Annotated in this window: 18 protein-coding genes; 12 read left to right on the top strand and 6 right to left on the bottom strand. The window is 67.6% G+C overall.

The annotated features are described in order from the left end of the window. Position 1: 1 nt before the first annotated feature. The gene (locus tag AB0N61_RS07455; protein WP_363362819.1) at positions 2–568 is read right to left on the bottom strand and encodes a TetR/AcrR family transcriptional regulator; all 567 of its coding nucleotides are present in this window, start codon (positions 566–568) and stop codon (positions 2–4) included. A 79-nt stretch (positions 569–647) separates the two neighbouring features. Between AB0N61_RS07455 and AB0N61_RS07450 the strand changes: the two genes are divergently transcribed. Beyond that, a complete protein-coding gene (locus tag AB0N61_RS07450) occupies positions 648–1,562 on the top strand; it encodes a metallophosphoesterase (RefSeq protein ID WP_363362817.1) in 915 nt (304 codons plus the stop codon). Positions 1,563–1,655: 93 nt separating this feature from the next. Continuing rightward, complete coding sequence (locus AB0N61_RS07445; RefSeq protein ID WP_167944615.1) at positions 1,656–3,116, top strand: aspartate ammonia-lyase; 1,461 nt, start codon at positions 1,656–1,658, stop codon at positions 3,114–3,116. Positions 3,117–3,190: 74 nt separating this feature from the next. Here AB0N61_RS07445 and AB0N61_RS07440 read toward each other — a convergent pair whose 3' ends face one another. Continuing rightward, complete coding sequence (locus tag AB0N61_RS07440) at positions 3,191–4,057, bottom strand: fumarylacetoacetate hydrolase family protein (protein WP_363362815.1); 867 nt, start codon at positions 4,055–4,057, stop codon at positions 3,191–3,193. An 88-nt stretch (positions 4,058–4,145) separates the two neighbouring features. On the opposite strand from AB0N61_RS07440, the gene AB0N61_RS07435 reads away from it, so the two are divergent. The 4 genes from AB0N61_RS07435 (at position 4,146) to AB0N61_RS07420 (ending at position 7,497) form a co-directional block, all read left to right on the top strand. Next, a complete protein-coding gene (locus AB0N61_RS07435; protein ID WP_363362813.1) occupies positions 4,146–5,465 on the top strand; it encodes a PrsW family intramembrane metalloprotease in 1,320 nt (439 codons plus the stop codon). A gap of 12 nt (positions 5,466–5,477) precedes the next feature. Next, a complete protein-coding gene (locus AB0N61_RS07430; RefSeq protein WP_363362811.1) occupies positions 5,478–6,173 on the top strand; it encodes an alpha/beta hydrolase in 696 nt (231 codons plus the stop codon). A 221-nt stretch (positions 6,174–6,394) separates the two neighbouring features. Next, on the top strand, positions 6,395–6,763 hold the full coding sequence (locus AB0N61_RS07425) for an FKBP-type peptidyl-prolyl cis-trans isomerase (protein WP_053095804.1): 369 nt from the start codon (positions 6,395–6,397) through the stop codon (positions 6,761–6,763). Positions 6,764–6,942: 179 nt separating this feature from the next. Further along, positions 6,943–7,497 (top strand): YceI family protein, encoded by a 555-nt coding sequence (locus tag AB0N61_RS07420; RefSeq protein WP_053095805.1) that lies wholly within the window; start codon positions 6,943–6,945, stop codon positions 7,495–7,497. 28 nt (positions 7,498–7,525) lie between these two features. Here AB0N61_RS07420 and AB0N61_RS07415 read toward each other — a convergent pair whose 3' ends face one another. Continuing rightward, positions 7,526–8,818 carry an MFS transporter gene (locus tag AB0N61_RS07415; RefSeq protein WP_363362808.1) on the bottom strand — a complete coding sequence of 431 codons (1,293 nt, stop codon included), beginning with the start codon at positions 8,816–8,818 and terminating at the stop codon, positions 7,526–7,528. Between the two features lie 185 nt (positions 8,819–9,003). Here AB0N61_RS07415 and rpsO point away from each other — a divergent pair, with 185 nt between their 5' ends. Then, positions 9,004–9,273, top strand: a complete 270-nt coding sequence (gene rpsO, locus AB0N61_RS07410; RefSeq protein ID WP_017203073.1) for a 30S ribosomal protein S15 — start codon at positions 9,004–9,006, stop codon at positions 9,271–9,273. A 112-nt stretch (positions 9,274–9,385) separates the two neighbouring features. On the opposite strand, the gene AB0N61_RS07405 is transcribed toward rpsO, so the two are convergent. Then, positions 9,386–10,390: a 2-oxoglutarate and iron-dependent oxygenase domain-containing protein gene (locus AB0N61_RS07405; RefSeq protein ID WP_363362806.1), complete on the bottom strand. Its 1,005-nt coding sequence runs from the start codon at positions 10,388–10,390 to the stop codon at positions 9,386–9,388. Positions 10,391–10,544: 154 nt separating this feature from the next. On the opposite strand from AB0N61_RS07405, the gene efeU reads away from it, so the two are divergent. From efeU to efeB, 3 genes are read left to right on the top strand one after another with little or no spacing between them, the layout of a single operon-like run. Next, a complete protein-coding gene (gene efeU / locus AB0N61_RS07400) occupies positions 10,545–11,495 on the top strand; it encodes an iron uptake transporter permease EfeU (protein ID WP_363362803.1) in 951 nt (316 codons plus the stop codon). After that, positions 11,492–12,724, top strand: a complete 1,233-nt coding sequence (gene efeO / locus AB0N61_RS07395; RefSeq protein WP_363362801.1) for an iron uptake system protein EfeO — start codon at positions 11,492–11,494, stop codon at positions 12,722–12,724. The genes efeU and efeO overlap by 4 nt, the downstream gene beginning before the upstream one ends. Positions 12,725–12,746: 22 nt before the next feature. Next, positions 12,747–14,060 (top strand): iron uptake transporter deferrochelatase/peroxidase subunit, encoded by a 1,314-nt coding sequence (gene efeB, locus AB0N61_RS07390; RefSeq protein ID WP_363362800.1) that lies wholly within the window; start codon positions 12,747–12,749, stop codon positions 14,058–14,060. 12 nt (positions 14,061–14,072) lie between these two features. On the opposite strand, the gene AB0N61_RS07385 is transcribed toward efeB, so the two are convergent. Together AB0N61_RS07385 and AB0N61_RS07380 are read right to left on the bottom strand one after the other, a co-directional pair. Beyond that, positions 14,073–14,936 (bottom strand): serine hydrolase, encoded by an 864-nt coding sequence (locus AB0N61_RS07385; protein WP_363362799.1) that lies wholly within the window; start codon positions 14,934–14,936, stop codon positions 14,073–14,075. Beyond that, positions 14,933–16,090, bottom strand: coding sequence for an acyltransferase family protein (locus AB0N61_RS07380; protein WP_363362797.1), 1,158 nt, complete (start codon positions 16,088–16,090; stop codon positions 14,933–14,935). Before AB0N61_RS07380 ends, AB0N61_RS07385 begins: the two co-directional genes overlap by 4 nt. 109 nt (positions 16,091–16,199) lie before the next feature. Here AB0N61_RS07380 and AB0N61_RS07375 point away from each other — a divergent pair, with 109 nt between their 5' ends. Both AB0N61_RS07375 and AB0N61_RS07370 read left to right on the top strand, forming a co-directional pair. Then, on the top strand, positions 16,200–17,423 hold the full coding sequence (locus tag AB0N61_RS07375; protein ID WP_363362795.1) for an LLM class flavin-dependent oxidoreductase: 1,224 nt from the start codon (positions 16,200–16,202) through the stop codon (positions 17,421–17,423). Between the two features lies 1 nt (position 17,424). Continuing rightward, complete coding sequence (locus tag AB0N61_RS07370) at positions 17,425–18,069, top strand: FMN reductase (RefSeq protein WP_363362793.1); 645 nt, start codon at positions 17,425–17,427, stop codon at positions 18,067–18,069. The last annotated feature ends 78 nt before the right edge of the window (positions 18,070–18,147 follow it).

Below are 18,147 nucleotides of genomic sequence, written 5' to 3'. Positions count from 1 at the left end.
GTCAGCGCAGAAGTCCGGCGACGAGGTCGTCGACGATCTCGTCGGTCGTGGTGTCGGGGTCGATCGGGGTCGTCAGTCGATCGAGCAGCAGCCCGTCGATCGCGTAATGGAAGAGAGCGATCTCCCTGCGGCCGCCGGGAAGGCCCGCGCCGGCGTTGAAAGCGATGTCCGCGTCGAAACCGGCTCGCTGCCATGCGCTCAGAAGCGCGCCGATCTCGGGCCGGCGGCTGCTCTCGAGCCGCAGCTCGAACAGAGCGAGTGTGACATCACGGTCGTCGGTGAGGCGACGCACGATGTCCCGGATGTAATCGGCGAAGAGCTCCCTGCTCGGCTGCTGCGATGACCGGCGGGCGAGGTCCTCGTCGCTGGGGGCCAGACGCTCGCCGATCCGATCGACGAGCCCCTCGATGAGCGCTTCCCTGCTGCGGAAGTAGTTCGAGGTGGTGCCCACAGGCACACCGGCGGTGGTGTCCACCGCGCGGTGGGTCAGACCGCGGGAACCCTCGGATGCCAGAACGGTCAGTCCTGCATCCGCGATGATCCGTCGCCGCGCCTCGTTCTTCGCCATCAGAGCACCCTATCGCGACTACTACAGCTGCCATGGGGGCGTCATGGTCCGCGGTTGCACTGCGGCCTAGGCTGGGAGCATGTCAGCGCGTTCAGACAGCCGGTTCGTCTTCGGGCGGCATGATCCCGCCACCCACGTCATCATCCATGTGAGCGACCCGCATTTCCTGGCGGACGGCGCGCGGCTCGGCGGACGCTACGACGTCGAGTCGAACTTCGGCCGCACTCTCGAGGCGATCCGAGCCGTGCACCCGAACCCGTCGGCGATCGTCATCACCGGCGATCTGGCCGATCTGGGTGAGCCCGACGCGTATCGCCGTCTCCGCCGCGCAGTCGAGCCCGTGGCGCAGGAACTCGGGACGGTCGTCGCCTGGGTGGCAGGCAACCATGACGAGCGGCCGGCGCTGCGCGAGGGGCTGTTCGACCTGCCGGCGACGGAGGAGCCCGTCACGGGAGTCTGGGACCTCGACGGCCTGAGGCTGATCGCGCTCGACACGAGTGTGCCCGGTTGGCATCACGGCGACCTGGATCCCGGTCAGCTCTCGTGGTTGGCGGAGATCCTGCGGGAACCGGCGCCGCACGGCACGCTGCTGGCGATGCATCACCCGCCGATCCCGAGCCACCTGCCGCTGTTCGACATCCTCGAGCTACGACACCAGGACGAGCTGGCCGAGGTCATCCGAGGCACGGATGTGCGCGGCATCCTCGCCGGCCACCTGCATTATTCATCGCACGGGACCTTCGCCGGGGTCCCGGTGAGCGTGTCGTCCGCGACCTGTTACACGATGAACGTCGCGCGCCCGGCCGCCGACGTGAACGGCATGGACGCCGCTCAGGCGTTCCAGATCGTGCACGTCCGACCCGAGACGATCACCCACACCGTGGTGCCTGTGACGGATGCGCCCACCGGCGACCACTTCTCGGAGGCGTGGCTGGAGAGCATGGCGCACCTCAGCCCCGAAGAGCGTCTCGAGGCCTTCTCTCGCAAACGCTGACCCGCCGTCGTATCCCCGGCGGTGCATGCACGCAGGCGTAGACTGGATGCATCCCCCGCACCACACACTCGCCACTACCCACAAGGATGTGACATGGCTTCTGCCGCGCCTGCCCCCACCCGCACCGAGACCGACTCGCTCGGGAGCATGGAGATTCCCGCCGACGCGTACTGGGGGATCCATACTGCCCGCGCCGACGCGAACTTCCCGATCACCAAGCGTCCGATCTCGGTCTATCCCGACCTGGTCGTCGGGCTCGCGATGGTCAAGCAGGCCAGCGCCAGGGCGAACCGCGAGATCGGCGTCCTCGACCCCGAGCGCGCCGATCTGATCGATCGGGCCGCCCAGCGCGTCATCGATGGAGAGTTCCACGATCAGTTCACGGTCGGTGTGATCCAGGGTGGCGCCGGCACCTCGACGAACATGAACGCCAACGAGGTCATCACCAACATCGCGCTCGAGCTCGCCGGACGAGAGAAGGGCGACTACGCGTTCCTCTCGCCGATCGATCACACGAACCGCAGCCAGTCCACCAACGACGTCTACCCGACCGCTGTCAAGATCGGTCTGTCGCTGACGCTCCGCTCGCTGCTCGAAGAGCTCGATCTGCTGCGCATCTCGTTCCTGCAGAAGTCGCACGAGTTCCACGATGTGCTCAAGGTCGGACGTACGCAGCTGCAGGACGCGGTGCCCATGACTCTGGGGCAGGAGTTCCACGGGTTCGCATCGACGCTCGGCTACGACCACACGCGTCTCACCGAGAACGCCTCGTTGATGTTCGAGATCAACATGGGTGCGACCGCGATCGGAACCGGCATCACCACGCACGTCGACTACGCACCCGCCGTGCTGAAGCATCTGCGCGAGATCACCGGGCTCGATCTGGTGACGGCCGGTGACCTCGTCGAGGCGACCAGCGACACCGGGTCGTTCATGTCCTTCTCGTCGACCCTGAAGCGCAATGCCATGAAGCTCTCCAAGATCTGCAATGACCTGCGACTGCTGTCGTCCGGTCCGCAGGCGGGCTTCGGCGAGATCAACCTGCCGGCGATGCAGGCCGGTTCCAGCATCATGCCGGGCAAGGTGAACCCGGTGATCCCCGAGGTCGTGAACCAGGTGGCCTTCGCGGTCGCCGGTGCCGACATGACGGTGACGATGGCGGCCGAGGCGGGCCAGCTGCAGCTCAATGCCTTCGAGCCCGTGATCGCTCACTCGATCTTCCAGTCCATCACCTGGATGCGTCAGGCCATGTGGACGCTGCGCGTCAACTGCGTCGACGGGATCACCGTGAACCGCGACCGCCTCGGTGCCATGGTCGGAGCCTCGGTCGGCGTCATCACCGCGCTCACGCCGTTCATCGGGTATGCCGCCGCCGCCGCTCTGGCCAAGACGGCGCTCCTGACGAACAGGAATGTCGCCGACCTGGTCGTCGAAGCCGGTCTGATGTCTCGCGAAGAAGTAGTCAAGCAGCTGTCGCCCGCACGACTGTCGGGGCTCGAGGCCATCACAGCCGCGATCCCGGTCGTCGGCTCGGAAGACCTCATCGAGATCTGACTCCGCGCACGAAGCAAGGGCCCCGGCGAGAAATCGCCGGGGCCCTTGCTCGTGCCGAGCGAGTCAGCGGGTGCTCAGTCCAGCACTCGACAGTGGGTGGTGAGCTCGCCGATCCCATCGATGCCCACGGTCACCGTCGAGCGATCGCGGAGGAAGATCTGCGGGTCACGAGAATAGCCGGCACCGCCGGGGCTGCCGGTCGAGATCAGGGTGCCGGGCAGCAGAGTGAGGGACTGCGAGAGATGCGCGATGAGCTTCGCGACCGACCGGACCATCTGATCCGTGCTGGCATCCTGCACCGTCTGTCCATCGACGACAGCCCAGATGTGCAGATCCTGCGGGTCCGTGATCTCATCGGCGGTGACGGCGAACGGGCCCGTCGGGGTGAAGCCGTCGAAGGACTTGCACCGCGACCACTGTGCCTCGGAGAACTGCACATTCCGCGCGGTGATGTCGTTGACGACGGTGTAGCCCCAGACGTGCGACAGCGCGTCGGCCTCGGCGACGTCCTTCGCCGGCGTGCCGATCAGCACACCGAGCTCGGCTTCGTAGTCCACGGCCTCGCTCAGCGAGCGCGGCCACGACGTCGTCTGCTCATGCCCGGTCAACGAGTTGGGCCACAGGGTGAACACGGTGGGAGCGGCGTCGGTCTTCAGACCGAGCTCGCTCGAGTGCGCGGCGTAGTTGAGGCCGACGGCCAGGACAGCAGGGGGAGCGATCACCGCTGATGCGAAGCTCCACCCGTCGAGCGGGTGCCGCGGAGCATCGCCGTCCAGGGCGGAGCGAAGAGCGATGAGCATCTGCTCGCCGCCTTCGATCAGCTGCTGAAGCGTCGCAGGGGGGTCGGGAAGGAGGTCGGAGACGAGGATGGCATCGGCACCCTCCACCACTGCGAGATGCGCAGAGGGAGAGTCGGCACGACGCAGATGAGCGAACCGCATGCATCTACGCTATCCGCTGCTCGGTCCGTTTGGCTGGAGGAAGTCGCCAGACCCGGGCCGAGTCGGTTGTTCGCCATATGCTGTGGCTATGAGTTCCGGAGGACCGTCCCAGCCATCGCCGTACACGCCGCCGCCCGCGCAGCAGCAGCCGCCGACGTATGCGCAGCCATCCCCGGCACAGCCCCCGCAGTACTCGGCGCAGCAGTATTCGCAGTCACCCTATGCCCCTCCGCAGTTCTCGCAGCGCCCGCAGTACGCCTCGGTCCTCGCGCAGCCGACACCGTATTCGCCTCCCGCCCCGGCCGCGCCCTCGCCCGCCCCGGGTCTTCCTGCACTGCCGACGGCACGCGGAGGAGGGCGAGTCGCCCTCTTCGCGCTCTTCGGGTTCCTCGGTCTGCTGATGCTCGGACTGATCGCCTACTTCGGGTTGTTCCTGGGACCGCTCGCCTCGATCATCGGCCTCGTCCTCGCCCTCGTGCCGCTCGCGATCGTCTTCTTCGTCGTGCGCATGATCGACCGGTGGGAGCCCGAGCCCAAATCGCTCGTGTTCTTCGCGATCGCGTGGGGTGCGATCGCCGCCGTGGGGCTCACGCTTCTCGTCGACCTGGGGCTCACCGCGGTGCTGGGGTTCCGGGGAGAAGTGGCCGGCGCCGTCGTCCAGGCGCCGATCGTCGAGGAGTTCTGGAAGGGGTTCGGCGTCTTCCTGATCTTCCTCATCGCGCGTCGCTCGTTCGATGGACCCGTCGACGGGGTCGTCTACGGAGCGCTGGTCGGTGCCGGCTTCGCGTTCACCGAGAACATCCAGTACTTCGCGATCAGCCTGATCGAGGGCGGAGGCGAGCAGCTGACGGTGACCTTCATCCTGCGGGCGATCATGTCGCCCTTCGCCCATGCGATGTTCACATCGCTGACCGGTCTCGCGATCGGGCTCGCCGCTCGACGGCACGCCTCCACCGGGGCCGCACTCGGGTTCGGGCTCCTCGGGATGCTGGGGGCGATGGTGCTCCACGGCCTGTGGAACGGATCGTCCTTCGCGAACTTCTTCCTGCTCTACTTCGTCCTCCAGGTGCCGCTCTTCGTGGGGTTCATCGTCGGGATCATCGCTCTGAGGCGAGAGGAGTCGCGCCTCACCAGGGCCCGTCTGGGCGACTACGCGGCTGCCGGGTGGTTCACGCCCGAGGAGGTGACGATGCTGGCGACCCCGGCGGGCCGCAAGACGGGCCTCGCGTGGGCATCGCAGCTTCGCGGCGATCGGCGTCCGCTGATGCGCGAGTTCATCAAGGACGCCACGACGCTGGCATCCGTCCGTCAGCGAGCGATCACGGGGCGTGACCCGCTGGCGCCGGCAGACGAGCAGGCTCTGCTCGCCCGCACCCGTGCCGCACGGGCGGCGCTGCTGGCCTACTGAGGTCCCTGCATCATGGCCCTCTTCATCCTCGTGCACGGCGCCGGAGACACGGGGTGGTCGTGGCATCGGCTCGCCGCCGTGCTGCGCGAGCGCGGACATGAGGTGATCGCACCCGATCTGCCGGGCGATGACGAGTCCCTGACGCTCATCGACTACGCGGATGCTGTGGCGGCGGCGGCCGATGCGAGACGGGGCGGTGTCGTCGTCGGGCACTCGTTCGGCGGTTTCACCGCGCCGCTCGTCGCAGAGAGAGTGACGGCAGACGTGCTCGTGATGCTCGCGGCGATGATCCCCGAGCCGGGGGAGCGCCCCGACGAGTGGTGGGCGAACACCGGATTCGAGGATGCCGTGAGGGCGCAGTCAGCGCGAGACGGCGGTCTCACCGGGAATGACGATCCGTACATCGGCTTCTATCACGACGTACCGCGAGCGCTCGCAGACGAGGCGATGGGTCGGGAGAGAGCGCACCCGTCGGCGGCATCCATGGCGGCGCCGTGGCCGCTCGCAGCCTGGCCCTCGGTCCCGACGCGGTTCATCGTCTGCACGGAGGACAGATTCTTCCCGCCCGCGTTCCTCCGCGACCTCGCGCGTGAGCGCCTGGGCATCGTCGCGGATGAGATCAGGGGAAGCCACTGCGTCGCCCTCAGTCGCCCCGAAGCGCTCGCATCGATGCTGATCGCATACGCAGAGGGGCAGCATCCGGCGTGACGCTCGGGGCGCGTCACGCAGATGCCGTACCAACACTCAGCGCCCGGTGCTGCGGCGATGCCTGCATGTCTACCGGGCGCTGAGTTGGTCTGTAAACAGGGTGCACCCGGCGCGCGCGGGTGTCAAGGGTTTGCAGGCAGGTGAGGGCGAGCCTCGTCGTTTCGCCCTCAGCGGAGCGAGCGCGTTGACCCGCGCCGTGCGACTCCGGTTTGATGGAGGGCATGACTGATCGCACAAAGCCTGAGTTCGACGCCCCCACCGGACCCGCTCCCGCGGAGCTCGTGATCCGCGACATCATCGAAGGAGACGGAGCCGAGGCCAAGCCCGGCGACACCGTCACCGTGCACTACGCCGGTGTCGAGTTCGAATCGGGCGAGGAGTTCGACTCGTCCTGGGGTCGCGGCGAGACCATCCAGTTCCCGCTTCGCGGCCTGATCCAGGGGTGGCAGGACGGCATCCCCGGCATGAAGGAGGGCGGACGACGCGAGCTCGTGATCCCCCCGCACCTCGCATACGGTCCGGTCGGCGGAGGCCACTTCCTGTCCGGCAAGACTCTCATCTTCATCATCGATCTCGTCGCTGTCGGCTGATCGGATCAACGTCGGAAGGCGCCGAGCCCGTTGCGGGCTCGGCGCCTTCGCCGTCCTCGGAGAAAAATCTTCATTCAGGGGAATACATGCATATGCATGTAAGTTGTTATGCGTGACGCCGTGAACGCGGCCCCTCATCCGTTGCCGCTCATGCGGCCGATGTCTCCAGAGGAGAAACCATGACCAGCATCGACATCCCTGGCTACCGCCCCGGCACCTGGGTGCTCGACCCGTCGCACAGCGAGGTCACGTTCAGCGTGCGCCACATGATGATCTCGAAGGTGCGCGGCACGTTCGGCGTCAAGAGCGCCACGCTGATCGCCCCCGAGAACCCGCTCGAGGCGCGCGTCGAGGCGAGCGTCGACGTCACCTCGATCGACACCAAGGACGAGGGTCGCGACACGCACCTGCGCTCCGGCGACTTCTTCGACACCGAGAACTTCCCCACCATGGAGTTCGTGTCGACGGGCGCGCGCGCCGAGGACGGCGAGCTGTTCGTCGACGGCGACCTGACGATCCGCGGCATCACCAAGCCCGTCAGCTTCGAGCTCGACTTCGGCGGCTTCGGCTCCGACCCGTGGGGCAACTACAAGGCCGGCGCATCGGCCAAGACGGTCATCAACCGCGAGGACTTCGGCCTGACCTGGAACGCGGCCCTCGAGACCGGCGGCGTGCTGGTCGGCAAGGACGTCACGATCAGCCTCGACCTGCAGGGCGCTCTGCAGCAGGACTGATCAGCTGATCTCGAGAACCCCGGGTCCCTCAGGGCTCGGGGTTCTCGGCGTCATAGCCGCGGAACCCGGGACTGCGCCGCGCGAGCAGCGCGACCAGGGCGATCACGAGCAATCCGCCGAGCAGCGGAGGGAACCACAGCGTCGTCAGCGTCGCGAGCGTGCCCGCATAGAGAGCGCCGATGCGCGGTCCGCCGGCGACGACGATGATGAAGACTCCCTGCAGTCGACCCCGCATCGTGTCGGGCACTGCCGCCTGCATCATCGTGTTGCGATAGATCGAGCTGACATTGTCGGATGCGCCCGACAGCGCGAGAGCCACGCACGAGGCGATGATCAGGCCGATGTTCGGACTCTGCTCCGACGCCGGAGCAGAGAATGCGCCGACGACCAGGACCACGCCGAAGAGCAGGATCGACGCGCCGTAGGCCTCGACCGCGCGCTCGATGCCGCGTCCGTGCCAGCGGTACTGCACGACCCGTCCGGAGAAGAGGCTCGACGCGAACGTGCCGGCGGCGACGGCGGCGGTGAGGATGCCGGTGGTCACCGCGCCGCCGCCCAGCAGGAGCGTGCCGAGCGCGGGGAACAGCACGAGGGGCTGCCCGAACGTCATGGCGATGATGTCGACCACGTACTGCATCCGGATGTTGTTCGCTCTACGCAGGAATCGCCATCCGTCCACGAGAGACGCGAGGCCCGGTCTCACGATGTCGCCTTCCGGGCGAAGCGGAGGCAGTCTCCAGAGGCCGAGGAACATCGACAGCATCAGGACGACATCGAGTGTGTAGGTCCACCCGTAGCCCGTCAGCGCCACCAGGATGCCGGCGATCGCAGGCCCGGCCATCACGGTGAGACCGAAAGCCACCCCGTTGAGCGCGGAAGCGGCTGCCAGCTTGTCGCGGGGGATGAGGCGCGGCACGATCGCGGTTCGGGTCGCCATACCCACCGAGTTTGCGGCCGAGTTGACGATGCTCAGCGCATAGAGCCACCAGATCGTCTCTGCACCGGTCCACGTCAGCGCCGCGAGCAACGCGGTCGAGGCGAAGGTCACCGTCGCCGCGATCAACGCGACCCGTCGGCGGTCGAACGCGTCGGCGAGCATGCCGCCATAGAGTCCGGCGAGGATCATCGGCACGAGTCCGGCGACGGCGATCATGGAGACCGCGAAGGTGCTTGCGGTCAGCGCGAACACGTGCAGCATCACCGTGACGATCGTCAGCTGGCCGCCGATCCCCGCGAGGACCGAGCCGATCCACATCCGAGCGAATGCCGGGCTGGCGCGCAGGGGGCTGAGGTCGATCAGATGGCTGCGTGCAGCGCTCACGCCGTGTGTCCGTCATGCATGGTTCGAGCGTATCCGAGGAGCCGGCGTGCGCCCGCGGGCGCTGTCGCCCACGGGCATCGAGTCCTGGTAGACTCTTCAGGTTGCCGTTCGATCGGCCGCGGATAAAGAGAGCTCACGCATCAGGCGTCGGGCACCGCGCAACAAGCAGAGAGGGGATCGAATCTATGGCACTGGAAGCAGACGTCAAGAAGGCGATCATCGAAGAGTACGCGACGCACCCCGGTGACACCGGATCCCCCGAGGTGCAGGCCGCGATGCTGACGCAGCGCATCAAGGACCTCACCGAGCACCTGAAGGAGCACAAGCACGACCACCACTCGCGTCGTGGCCTGTTCCTGCTCGTGGGTCAGCGCCGTCGTCTGCTCGGCTACCTCCAGAGCGTCGACATCGAGCGCTACCGCTCGCTGATCGCACGCCTGGGTCTCCGCCGATAACGCAGAGCGCTCCAGCGTACAATCGCGCAAAACATTCTTGAGAAGGCCGCCCCAGGTGTGGGGCGGCCTTCGTCATACCCGGGGGCGGGCGGGGATGAACCCGCCCGCCCTCTCAGACTGTCGAGCCGACGAGGTCCGGGTGATGGATCGCGGCGACATCGGGGTGCGCGCGCAGCCGGGACTTCATGGCGTTCTCGCCGTACGTGGCGTGGATGGGGTTGCTCGGATCGTCGGTGACGCCGGTCGCCGCGGCGGCGAGGTCCGCCGGCAGCTCGAGGAGCGGCAGCTGCTGATCGAGCGCGGGATTGAAGAAGAACGGGATCGAGATGCGCTCTTCAGGTGCCCGCGGGGAGATGACCCGATGGTTGGTCGCCTTGAGGTAGCCGCCGGTCGCGTACTCCAGCAGCTCCCCGATGTTGACGACGAAGGCACCGGGGACCGACGGAGCTGACACCCACTCGCCGTCGCGTTCGACCTGGAGACCGCCCTTGCCGGGCTCGACCCAGAGGAGGGTCAGCACGCCGGAGTCCTTGTGCGCTCCGACGCCCTGCTGGGGCTCGGGTTCGTGAGTGCCGGGGTAGCGGACGATCTTGATCAGCGTCGACGGGTCGCGGAAGGGCTCGTCGAAGTACGACTCGTCCGCCCCGAGCGTGACGGCCCAGGCGCGGAGCAGTTTGCGCGCGACCTCGGTCAGCGTGTCGTGCCACTCGGTGACGACCGCCTTGAGCTCGGGCTGTGCGGCGGGCCACAGGTTCGGGCCGACGAGTCGGTTGAACGCCGGACCGCCGTTCACGGGCTCGCGCTCAGGGCCGATGTCGATCTGTTCGCGCCAGTCGACCTTGCCCTGAGTGCGCTCGCCGCCGACACGCGTGTATCCCCGGAAGTGCGGGCTCTTCACGTTCTCGATCGCGAGCTTCTCGTCTTCGGGGAGGGCGAAGAAGTCGAGCGCGGCGCGATGCAGACGCGCCTCCAGCTCGGGGGAGACGCCGGTGCCGGTGAGATAGAAGAAGCCCACGTCGTGCGTGGCTGCGCGAAGGTCGTCGCGGAACCGAGCGGCGGCTTCGGGGCCGGCGTCGAGCTGGGACAGGTCGAGGATGGGAAGCGAGAGATCAGCCATTCACCGAGCGTAGATCGGGTCCGGCGACGGGTGGCTCAGTGTTGCGCCGAATTACCGAAGGCCGATCTCGGTTGTGTGAGGCTCCTGACGAAGGGATGCTAATGTCTCTGAAGTAAGGAATGCCTTACCTCATCATTGCAGAGAGTCTCATTCCGTGCTCGCCACTTTTCTCATCGGTCTTCGTGAAGGCCTCGAAGCCGCGCTCGTCGTCGGCATCCTCGTCGCGTACCTGCGCAGGCTCGGCCGTGGCGACGCGCTGCCGAGGCTCTGGGCGGGAGTCGGTCTGGCGGTCGCGCTCGCGCTCGGCATCGGCGCCGTCCTCACCTTCGGTGCGTACTCGCTCACGTTCGAGGCTCAGGAGCTCATCGGCGGGCTGCTGTCGCTGCTCGCGGTGGGCATGGTGACCTGGATGATCTTCTGGATGCAGAAGGCCGGGCGCACGATGAAGGCGACCCTCGAGGGCGGACTCGACCGCGCACTCACGCAGGGCGGAATCTGGGCGCTGATCGCGATCGGCTTCGTATCGGTGGCGCGAGAAGGAATCGAGACGACGCTCCTGCTGTGGTCGATGGTGCAGTCCTTCGGCGATGCTCCGTCGGCACTGCTCGGCGCTGTGCTGGGGCTTCTCGCCGCCGTGGTGATCGGCTGGCTCCTCGCTCGCGGGGCCGTCCGGCTCGATCTGCGGCGCTTCTTCACGTGGACCAGCGGATTCCTCGTCATCGTCGCGGCGGGCGTGCTGGCGTACGCGATCATGGACCTCCAGGAGGCCGGCGCCCTTCCCGGTCCGTTCACCGCGGCGGCGCCGATCGACGCGGCGACCGGCGCCGTCGCTCTCGGCTGGGCGGCATTCCCCTTCGGCTGGGCGTTCGACGTGACGAACGTGATCGCTCCTGACAGCGCCTGGGCGACCGTTCTGCAGGCGACCGTCGGATTCATGCCCCGCATGACCTGGCTCCAGGTCGCCGCCTGGGCCGTGTACATGGTCGCCGTCGGCTTCTTCTTCCTCCGTGGGCTGCGGTCGCGCCGCCCTGCCTCCCCGCGCACGCAGACGCCCGAGGGTCGTGACGCGTCTGCGCCCACTCTCACCCAGCAAGGAGCAGTATGACCACCTCTCGCCGAATCCTCGGTGCCGTCGCCGCAGCAGGCGCGGCCGCACTCGTTCTCGCCGGTTGCGTCGCCAAGAGCGATGTGGCGGCAGGCGCAGCCTTCGACGTCTCGTCGACCGACTCCGAATGCGCCGTCTCTGGGGCGACCGCGAAGAGTGGCACGCTCACGTTCGATGTGACGAACGACAGCGCACAGACCTCCGAGTTCTATCTGCTCGCCGACGACGGCCTCCGCATCGTGGGCGAGGTCGAGAACATCGCGCCCTCGGCTTCGCGCACTCTCACCGTGGTGGCCCAGCCGGGGGACTACTTCACGCTGTGCAAGCCGGGCATGGTCGGCGAGGGCGTCGGCAAGTCCGCGTTCACCGTGACCGGGGACCGAGTCGCGATCGACGGCGAGGATGCTGATCAGAAGCAGCAGGCGGTCGATCTGTATGCCGCCTTCGTGAAGGATCAGGTCGGCCAGCTGGTGCCGTCGGTCGATGATCTCGTCGCTGCCTACGAGTCCGGCGACGACGAGACCGCCCGGTCGCTGTTCCCGCAGACCCGCGCGTTCTACGAGCGCATCGAGCCCGTCGCCGAAGCGCTCGGAACGCTCGACCCCCGCATCGACTACCGCGAGGTCGACGCGGTGGCCGAGGGACTCGACTGGACCGGCTTCCACCGCATCGAGAAAGACCTCTGGGTGCCGGCCCAGGATGCCCTCAACGCCGACGGCGAGACGCCGGCGTGGCAGGACTGGGCGCCGTCCACGACCGAGGAGCGTGCGGAGTACGGCGACCAGCTGATCGCCGACGTGCAGGAGCTCTACGACTACGTGCACTCGGACGACTTCACCGCGTCTCTCGACGACCAGGGGATCGGCGGGATCTCGAATGGCGCGATCGCACTGCTCGATGAGGTGGCGACCGGCAAGATCTCGGGTGAGGAGGACTGGTGGTCCGGCACCGATCTCTACGACTTCGCGGCGAATGTCGAAGGCTCGAAGATGGCCTTCTCGCTCGTGCAGGACTTCGCCACGTCGCAGGGCGATGAGGGCGCGGCGCTCGTGACGAAGATCGAAGGCGGGTACTCCGCCCTCGAGGCCTCTCTCGCAGCGCACGGGTCGCTCTCCGACGGCTTCGTCGGCTACGCCGAGCTCACCGACGCGGACAAGCGGGAGTTCACCGACCTCATCAACGCCCTCGCCGAGCCGCTCTCGCAGCTCACCGGCACCGTGCTCGATTGAGCCGAAGGACACGGTCTCGCACGTGAACGACAGCTCGAAAGAGGCTGCAACCCCCGACTCCTTCCCGGAGCCGGGGGACGCGGCATCCGCGTCGACAGGGCTCAGCCGGCGCGGACTCCTCGGTCTGGCCCTGGGCGGAGGAGTCGCTTCGCTCGCTGTCGGACTCGGCGCCGGGCTGACGGGTGGCGTCGCACTCGGACGCGCCAGGGCCGAAGCCGACGCGCAGCATGCGTATGACTTCTTCGGCACGCACCAGGCCGGGATCACGACCCCCGTGCAGGAGCATCTGCATTTCGCCTCGTTCGACATGATGCCTCGCACGAACCGCGATGACCTGATCACCCTCCTGCAGGATTGGAGCTACGCGTCGTCGCGGATGACGCAGGGCCTCGAGGTGAGTGCCACCGGCGCCGTCGGAGGAGACGCCGAGGTGCCGCCGGATGACACGGGCGAGGCCCTCGGGCTGCCTGCAGCCGGACTCACGATCACCTTCGGCTTCGGGCCGAGCCTGTTCGAGAACGAGGAGGGCGACCGCTACGGCATCGCCTCGCAGCGTCCTGAGCAGCTCGAGAGGCTCCCCGCCTTTCTCGGCGACGATCTCGACCCGCAGACCTCGCATGGCGATCTCTGCATCCAGGCGTGCGCGGACGACCCCCAGGTCGCGGTGCACGCTGTCCGCAACCTGAGCCGGATCGCCTTCGGTCGCGCCAAGCTGCGCTGGTCTCAGCTCGGGTTCGGCAAGACATCGCGCACGACGTCGGCGCAGGCGACGCCCCGCAACCTGTTCGGATTCAAGGACGGGACAGCGAACATCCTCGCAGACGACTCCGATGCTCTCGACGAGAATGTCTGGCTCGGAGCCGCAGACGATCCGCCGTGGATGGTCGGGGGGTCGTATCTCGTGGCGCGCAAGATCGCCATGCGCATCGAGACCTGGGATCGCGTGCGGCTCTCCGAGCAGAACACCATCGTCGGGCGCGAGAAGGGAGAGGGCGCTCCGCTCTCCGGCGGCGACGAGTTCACCGCGCCGGACTTCGGGACGTCGGCGATCGATCAGAACGCCCACGTGCGTCTGGCGCACCCGGATCAGAACGGCGGCATCCGGATCCTGCGTCGAGGTTTCAACTACGTCAACGGCAACAACGATCTGGGTCGACTGGACGCCGGGCTGTTCTTCCTGTCGTATCAGCGGGATCCCGCCCAGTTCATCACGCTGCAGCGTCGGCTGTCGACGGATCGGATGAACGAGTACATCACTCATGTCGGGTCGGGGATCTGGGCGATCCCCGGGGGCGCGAGGCCGGGGTCGTTCGTCGGCGCGGAGCTCTTCGCCTGATCTGACCCGGCGTCAGCGCCGAAGCGTCTCCGCGACGAACGTCGCGTACGCATCCGCGCCGAAGTGGTCGTCGGCCGAGATCGTCACGACCGCGTCCTCGACGAAGACGAGGAGCTGCCCGTATGCTCCGTGCAGCCGCCACGCCGGGCCCGGGCCGTCCCAGCCCGCAAGCGCATAGCGCTGATAGCCGGGGTTCGCGCCGGCCACCACCCAGTCGGTGTGCATCGCGTCGATGATCTCGGAGGGCACCAGCCGTCGGCCCTGCCACTCGCCTCGATCGCGGATCAGCCGGCCGAGGCGGGCCATCTCCTCGGTGCGCAGCGCGATGCCGCCTCCCGCGATGATGCGTCCGTGAGGGCAGCGCTCCCACTCGACGTCGTCGATGCCGAGAGGGGTGAACAGCCGGGGGCGCAGGTAGTCGAGGACGTCTCCGGTTCGGGTGGCGAGGATCGTCATCGCCGCGTAGGTGCTGGCGTTCGAGTACTGGAAGACACGGCCACGCGACGGGCGCGCGAAGAACTCCCGCGCGAGATCAGGCCAGTCGGTCATCATGGTCTCCGACCAGGGGAGGTCTATGCCGCTCGACATCGCGAGCAGACGTCGCAGCGTGATGTCCTCGACGCCGTCTCCGTAGCTGAGGTCGGGTGCGTACTCGGCGATCGGGGCGTCGAGAGACACGAGCCCGTCGGCCGCGGCGATCCCTGCTGCGAAGACGCACAGGCCCTTCGCCACCGAGTGGATCTCCTCTCGGACGTCAGCGGTCCACCGGTGCTCCGCGACGTCGGCGCCCACGAGCACATGGAGCCCGTGCGCCCCGAACCCCGACGCATCCGCGCGGTCCACGAGGCGGTCGCGGATCGTCTCGGCTCTGGTCACTCCTTCAGGCTAGCCGCTGCGCCCTGGCGGGGCCGACGAGACCCGGTCGGGTCGCTCCGATGGCCCTCGCGCCGAGCGAGCTCCGGGTCTCGGAAGAGCCACGACGGGCGGGGTTCGACGAGCGGGCGGAAGAGCCAGCGCACGGGCTTGGTGGCGAGCGCGAGGGCCAGCACCACCGACAGGAGGGTCACCAGCGGCAGCCACAGCCACGTCGGGTCGAGGTCGCGCAGCACGCCGGTCTCGCGGAACGGGTAGAGCACGAACGAGTGCAGGAGGAACACGTACATCGTGTACTGCCCGAACCGCGTCCACCAGTAGGTTCCCCGAGGGATCAGGCAGAAGAAGGCGGCGCTGAGGATCACGGCCATCAGCATGAGCGCCACGCGCACACCGCCGGCCCACCACTGCTCGCCGCCGAGGTCCGCGTATGCGTCTTCGTAGAACAACCAATGGCGCAGGTCGAGCTCCTTCCAGACGTCGATCCACCTCCAGGCGACGAACCCTGCCGCAGCGAGCAGCGCGACGCTGACGACCCGGATCCACCACGGGCGGATCTCGAGCAGGCGGAGGCGATCGACGACGTCGCGGTCGCGCAGCCACCAGCCGAGGGCGAAGAAGGGCAGCAGGCCCAGCGTCCTCGACAGGGAGAACGTGCTGTCGACATTGGGCAGATAGCCGACGCCGATCGAGATGATGACGGTCCACAGCAGGGGCCAGCGCAGCAGGGCGAGGTAGGGGAGGACGAGGCGGAAGATGCCGAGAGCCAACAGGAACCAGAGTGTCCATGACGGCTTGGTGAAGTTCGGATCGGCCTGACCCTCGACAAGCCATTTCGTGAGGGTCCAGAGGAACTCGAAGATCACGTACGGCAGGAGGATGTCGGTGATGACCCTCGCCATCTGCACCCGCGTGGGGGATCCGGACTTCGAGAAGTAGCCGGAGATGATCGCGAATGCCGGCATGTGGAAGGCGTACAGGGCGAGGTAGGCCGCGAGCGCGATGTCGGAGTCGTAGGTGAGGCGCTGGATCGCATGACCCAGGACGACGAGCACGATGCACGCGTATCGCGCGTTGTCCCAGAACGGGACGCGTCTGCGGGGCTTCTGGACGGATCCGGTGGCGGGGTTCGTCGGGGCGGCTCCGTCGCTGTGCATCCTCCGAGGCTACTCGGGGAATAAAGTTGCTCGCATCGCGTTGACTCAGATACATTCAAATGAATAGAACCGGATGCACGGCACCCGATTCGGAGAAGACGGAGCAATCATGAGCGAGCAGGCAGGCGTCCCGGTGCAGTTCGGCATCATGTCGGTCAGCGACATCACCCGCGATCCGACCACCGGCGAGACGCCGAGTGAGCAGGAGCGGATCAAGGCGACCCTTGCGATCGCCAAGCACAGCGAGGAGGTGGGCCTCGACGTCTTCGCGATCGGCGAGCACCACAACCCTCCGTTCTGGTCCTCGAGCCCCACGACGTTCCTCGCAGCCCTCGCGGCCCAGACCGAGCGTCTCATCGTCTCGACGTCGACCACCCTGATCACGACGAACGACCCCGTGCGCATCGCCGAGGAGTACGCGATGCTGCAGCACGTCTCGGACGGACGCATGGATCTCATGCTCGGCCGCGGCAACACGGGCCCGGTGTACCCCTGGTTCGGCCAGGACATCAGGCAGGGCCTGCCGCTCGCGATCGAGAACTACGCCCTGCTGCACAAGCTGTGGCGTGAGGACGTGGTGAACTGGGAGGGCAAGTTCCGCACCCCGCTGCAGGGCTTCACCTCGACGCCTCGCCCCCTCGACGGCGTCGCGCCGTTCGTCTGGCACGGATCGATCCGCACCCCGGAGATCGCCGAGCAGGCCGCCTATTACGGCGACGGCTTCTTCGCCAACAACATCTTCTGGCCCAAGGAGCACTACCAGCGTCTGATCGAGCTGTACCGCCAGCGCTACGCGCACTACGGACACGGCACACCGGAGCAGGCGATCGTCGGCCTCGGAGGTCAGGTGTTCATGGCGGCGAAGTCGCAGGACGCGGTGAACCACTTCCGCCCCTACTTCGACAACGCCCCTGTGTACGGTCATGGGCCGAGCATGGAGGACTTCACCGAGATGACCCCGCTCACCGTGGGTTCGCCTCAGCAGGTCATCGACCGCTACGCGGCCATGCGCGAGCACTACGGCGACTACCAGCGTCAGCTGTTCCTGATCGACCACGCCGGACTCCCGCTGAAGACGGTTCTCGAGCAGCTCGACATCCTCGGCTCCGAGGTCGTTCCGGTCCTGCGCAAGGAGATGGCGAAGGATCGCCCGGCCTCCGTGCCGGATGCTCCGACGCACGGCGCCCGGGTCAAGGCCGAGTTCGGCGACGGCCCGACGCGTCAGGCTCGACCGGGTGCGAACCGCGGAGACAACCTGACGGGCGACTCGCCCTACCAGGACTCTCCCGCCCCGGCGGGAGCAGCATTCGGACTCGGCCGGAAGGAGGCCTGAGATGACCACGCGTCGAATCGCCGTCGTGTCCGCAGGTCTCTCGAACCCGTCGTCCACGCGGATGCTGGCGGATCGCCTGGCAGCAGAGACCGTGAAGGCCCTTGCGGGCCACGACATCGAGGCGAGCGTCGACGTGATCGAGCTGCGCGACTACGCGCACGACATCACGAACAACCTGCTCACCGGCTTCGCGCCGCCCGCGCTGGAGACCGCGATCAACACCGTCGTGTCGGCGGATGCGCTGATCGCCGTCACGCCGATCTTCTCGACGAGCTACAACGGGCTGTTCAAGTCGTTCATCGACGTGCTCGACCCTGACGCGCTCACCGGCACGCCGGTGCTGATCGGTGCGAACGCCGGCACAGCGCGCCACTCACTGGCCATCGACTACGCGATCCGACCGCTGTTCGCGTATCTCCATGCCGATGCCGTCTCGACCGGTGTCTTCGCCGCGTCGAGCGACTGGGGCGGGGCCGGCGATGACGTCGCACCGCTCGCCAAGCGCGTCGAGAAGGGTGCGCGCGAGCTGGCTGAAGCGATCGCCAGGCGTGAGGTGGCTGTGACCGACGACCCGTACGACCCCGCCACCTATCTCGGGGAAGGCCGCTCGTTCGGCCACATGCTCGGCGGTCTCGCCGGCGAGTAGACCCGGCGTTCCGGCTCGCCGGTCGCACGAGATGGGCCATGACGCCATCGACAACGTCCCCGGGGCGTCGTACGGTGA

It is taken from the genome of Microbacterium sp. NPDC089320 (assembly GCF_040684875.1).
GTDB lineage: Bacteria > Actinomycetota > Actinomycetes > Actinomycetales > Microbacteriaceae > Microbacterium.
The sequence above is the reverse complement of the archived record's forward strand: the minus strand, read 5'-3'. Positions and strand labels throughout refer to the sequence as shown.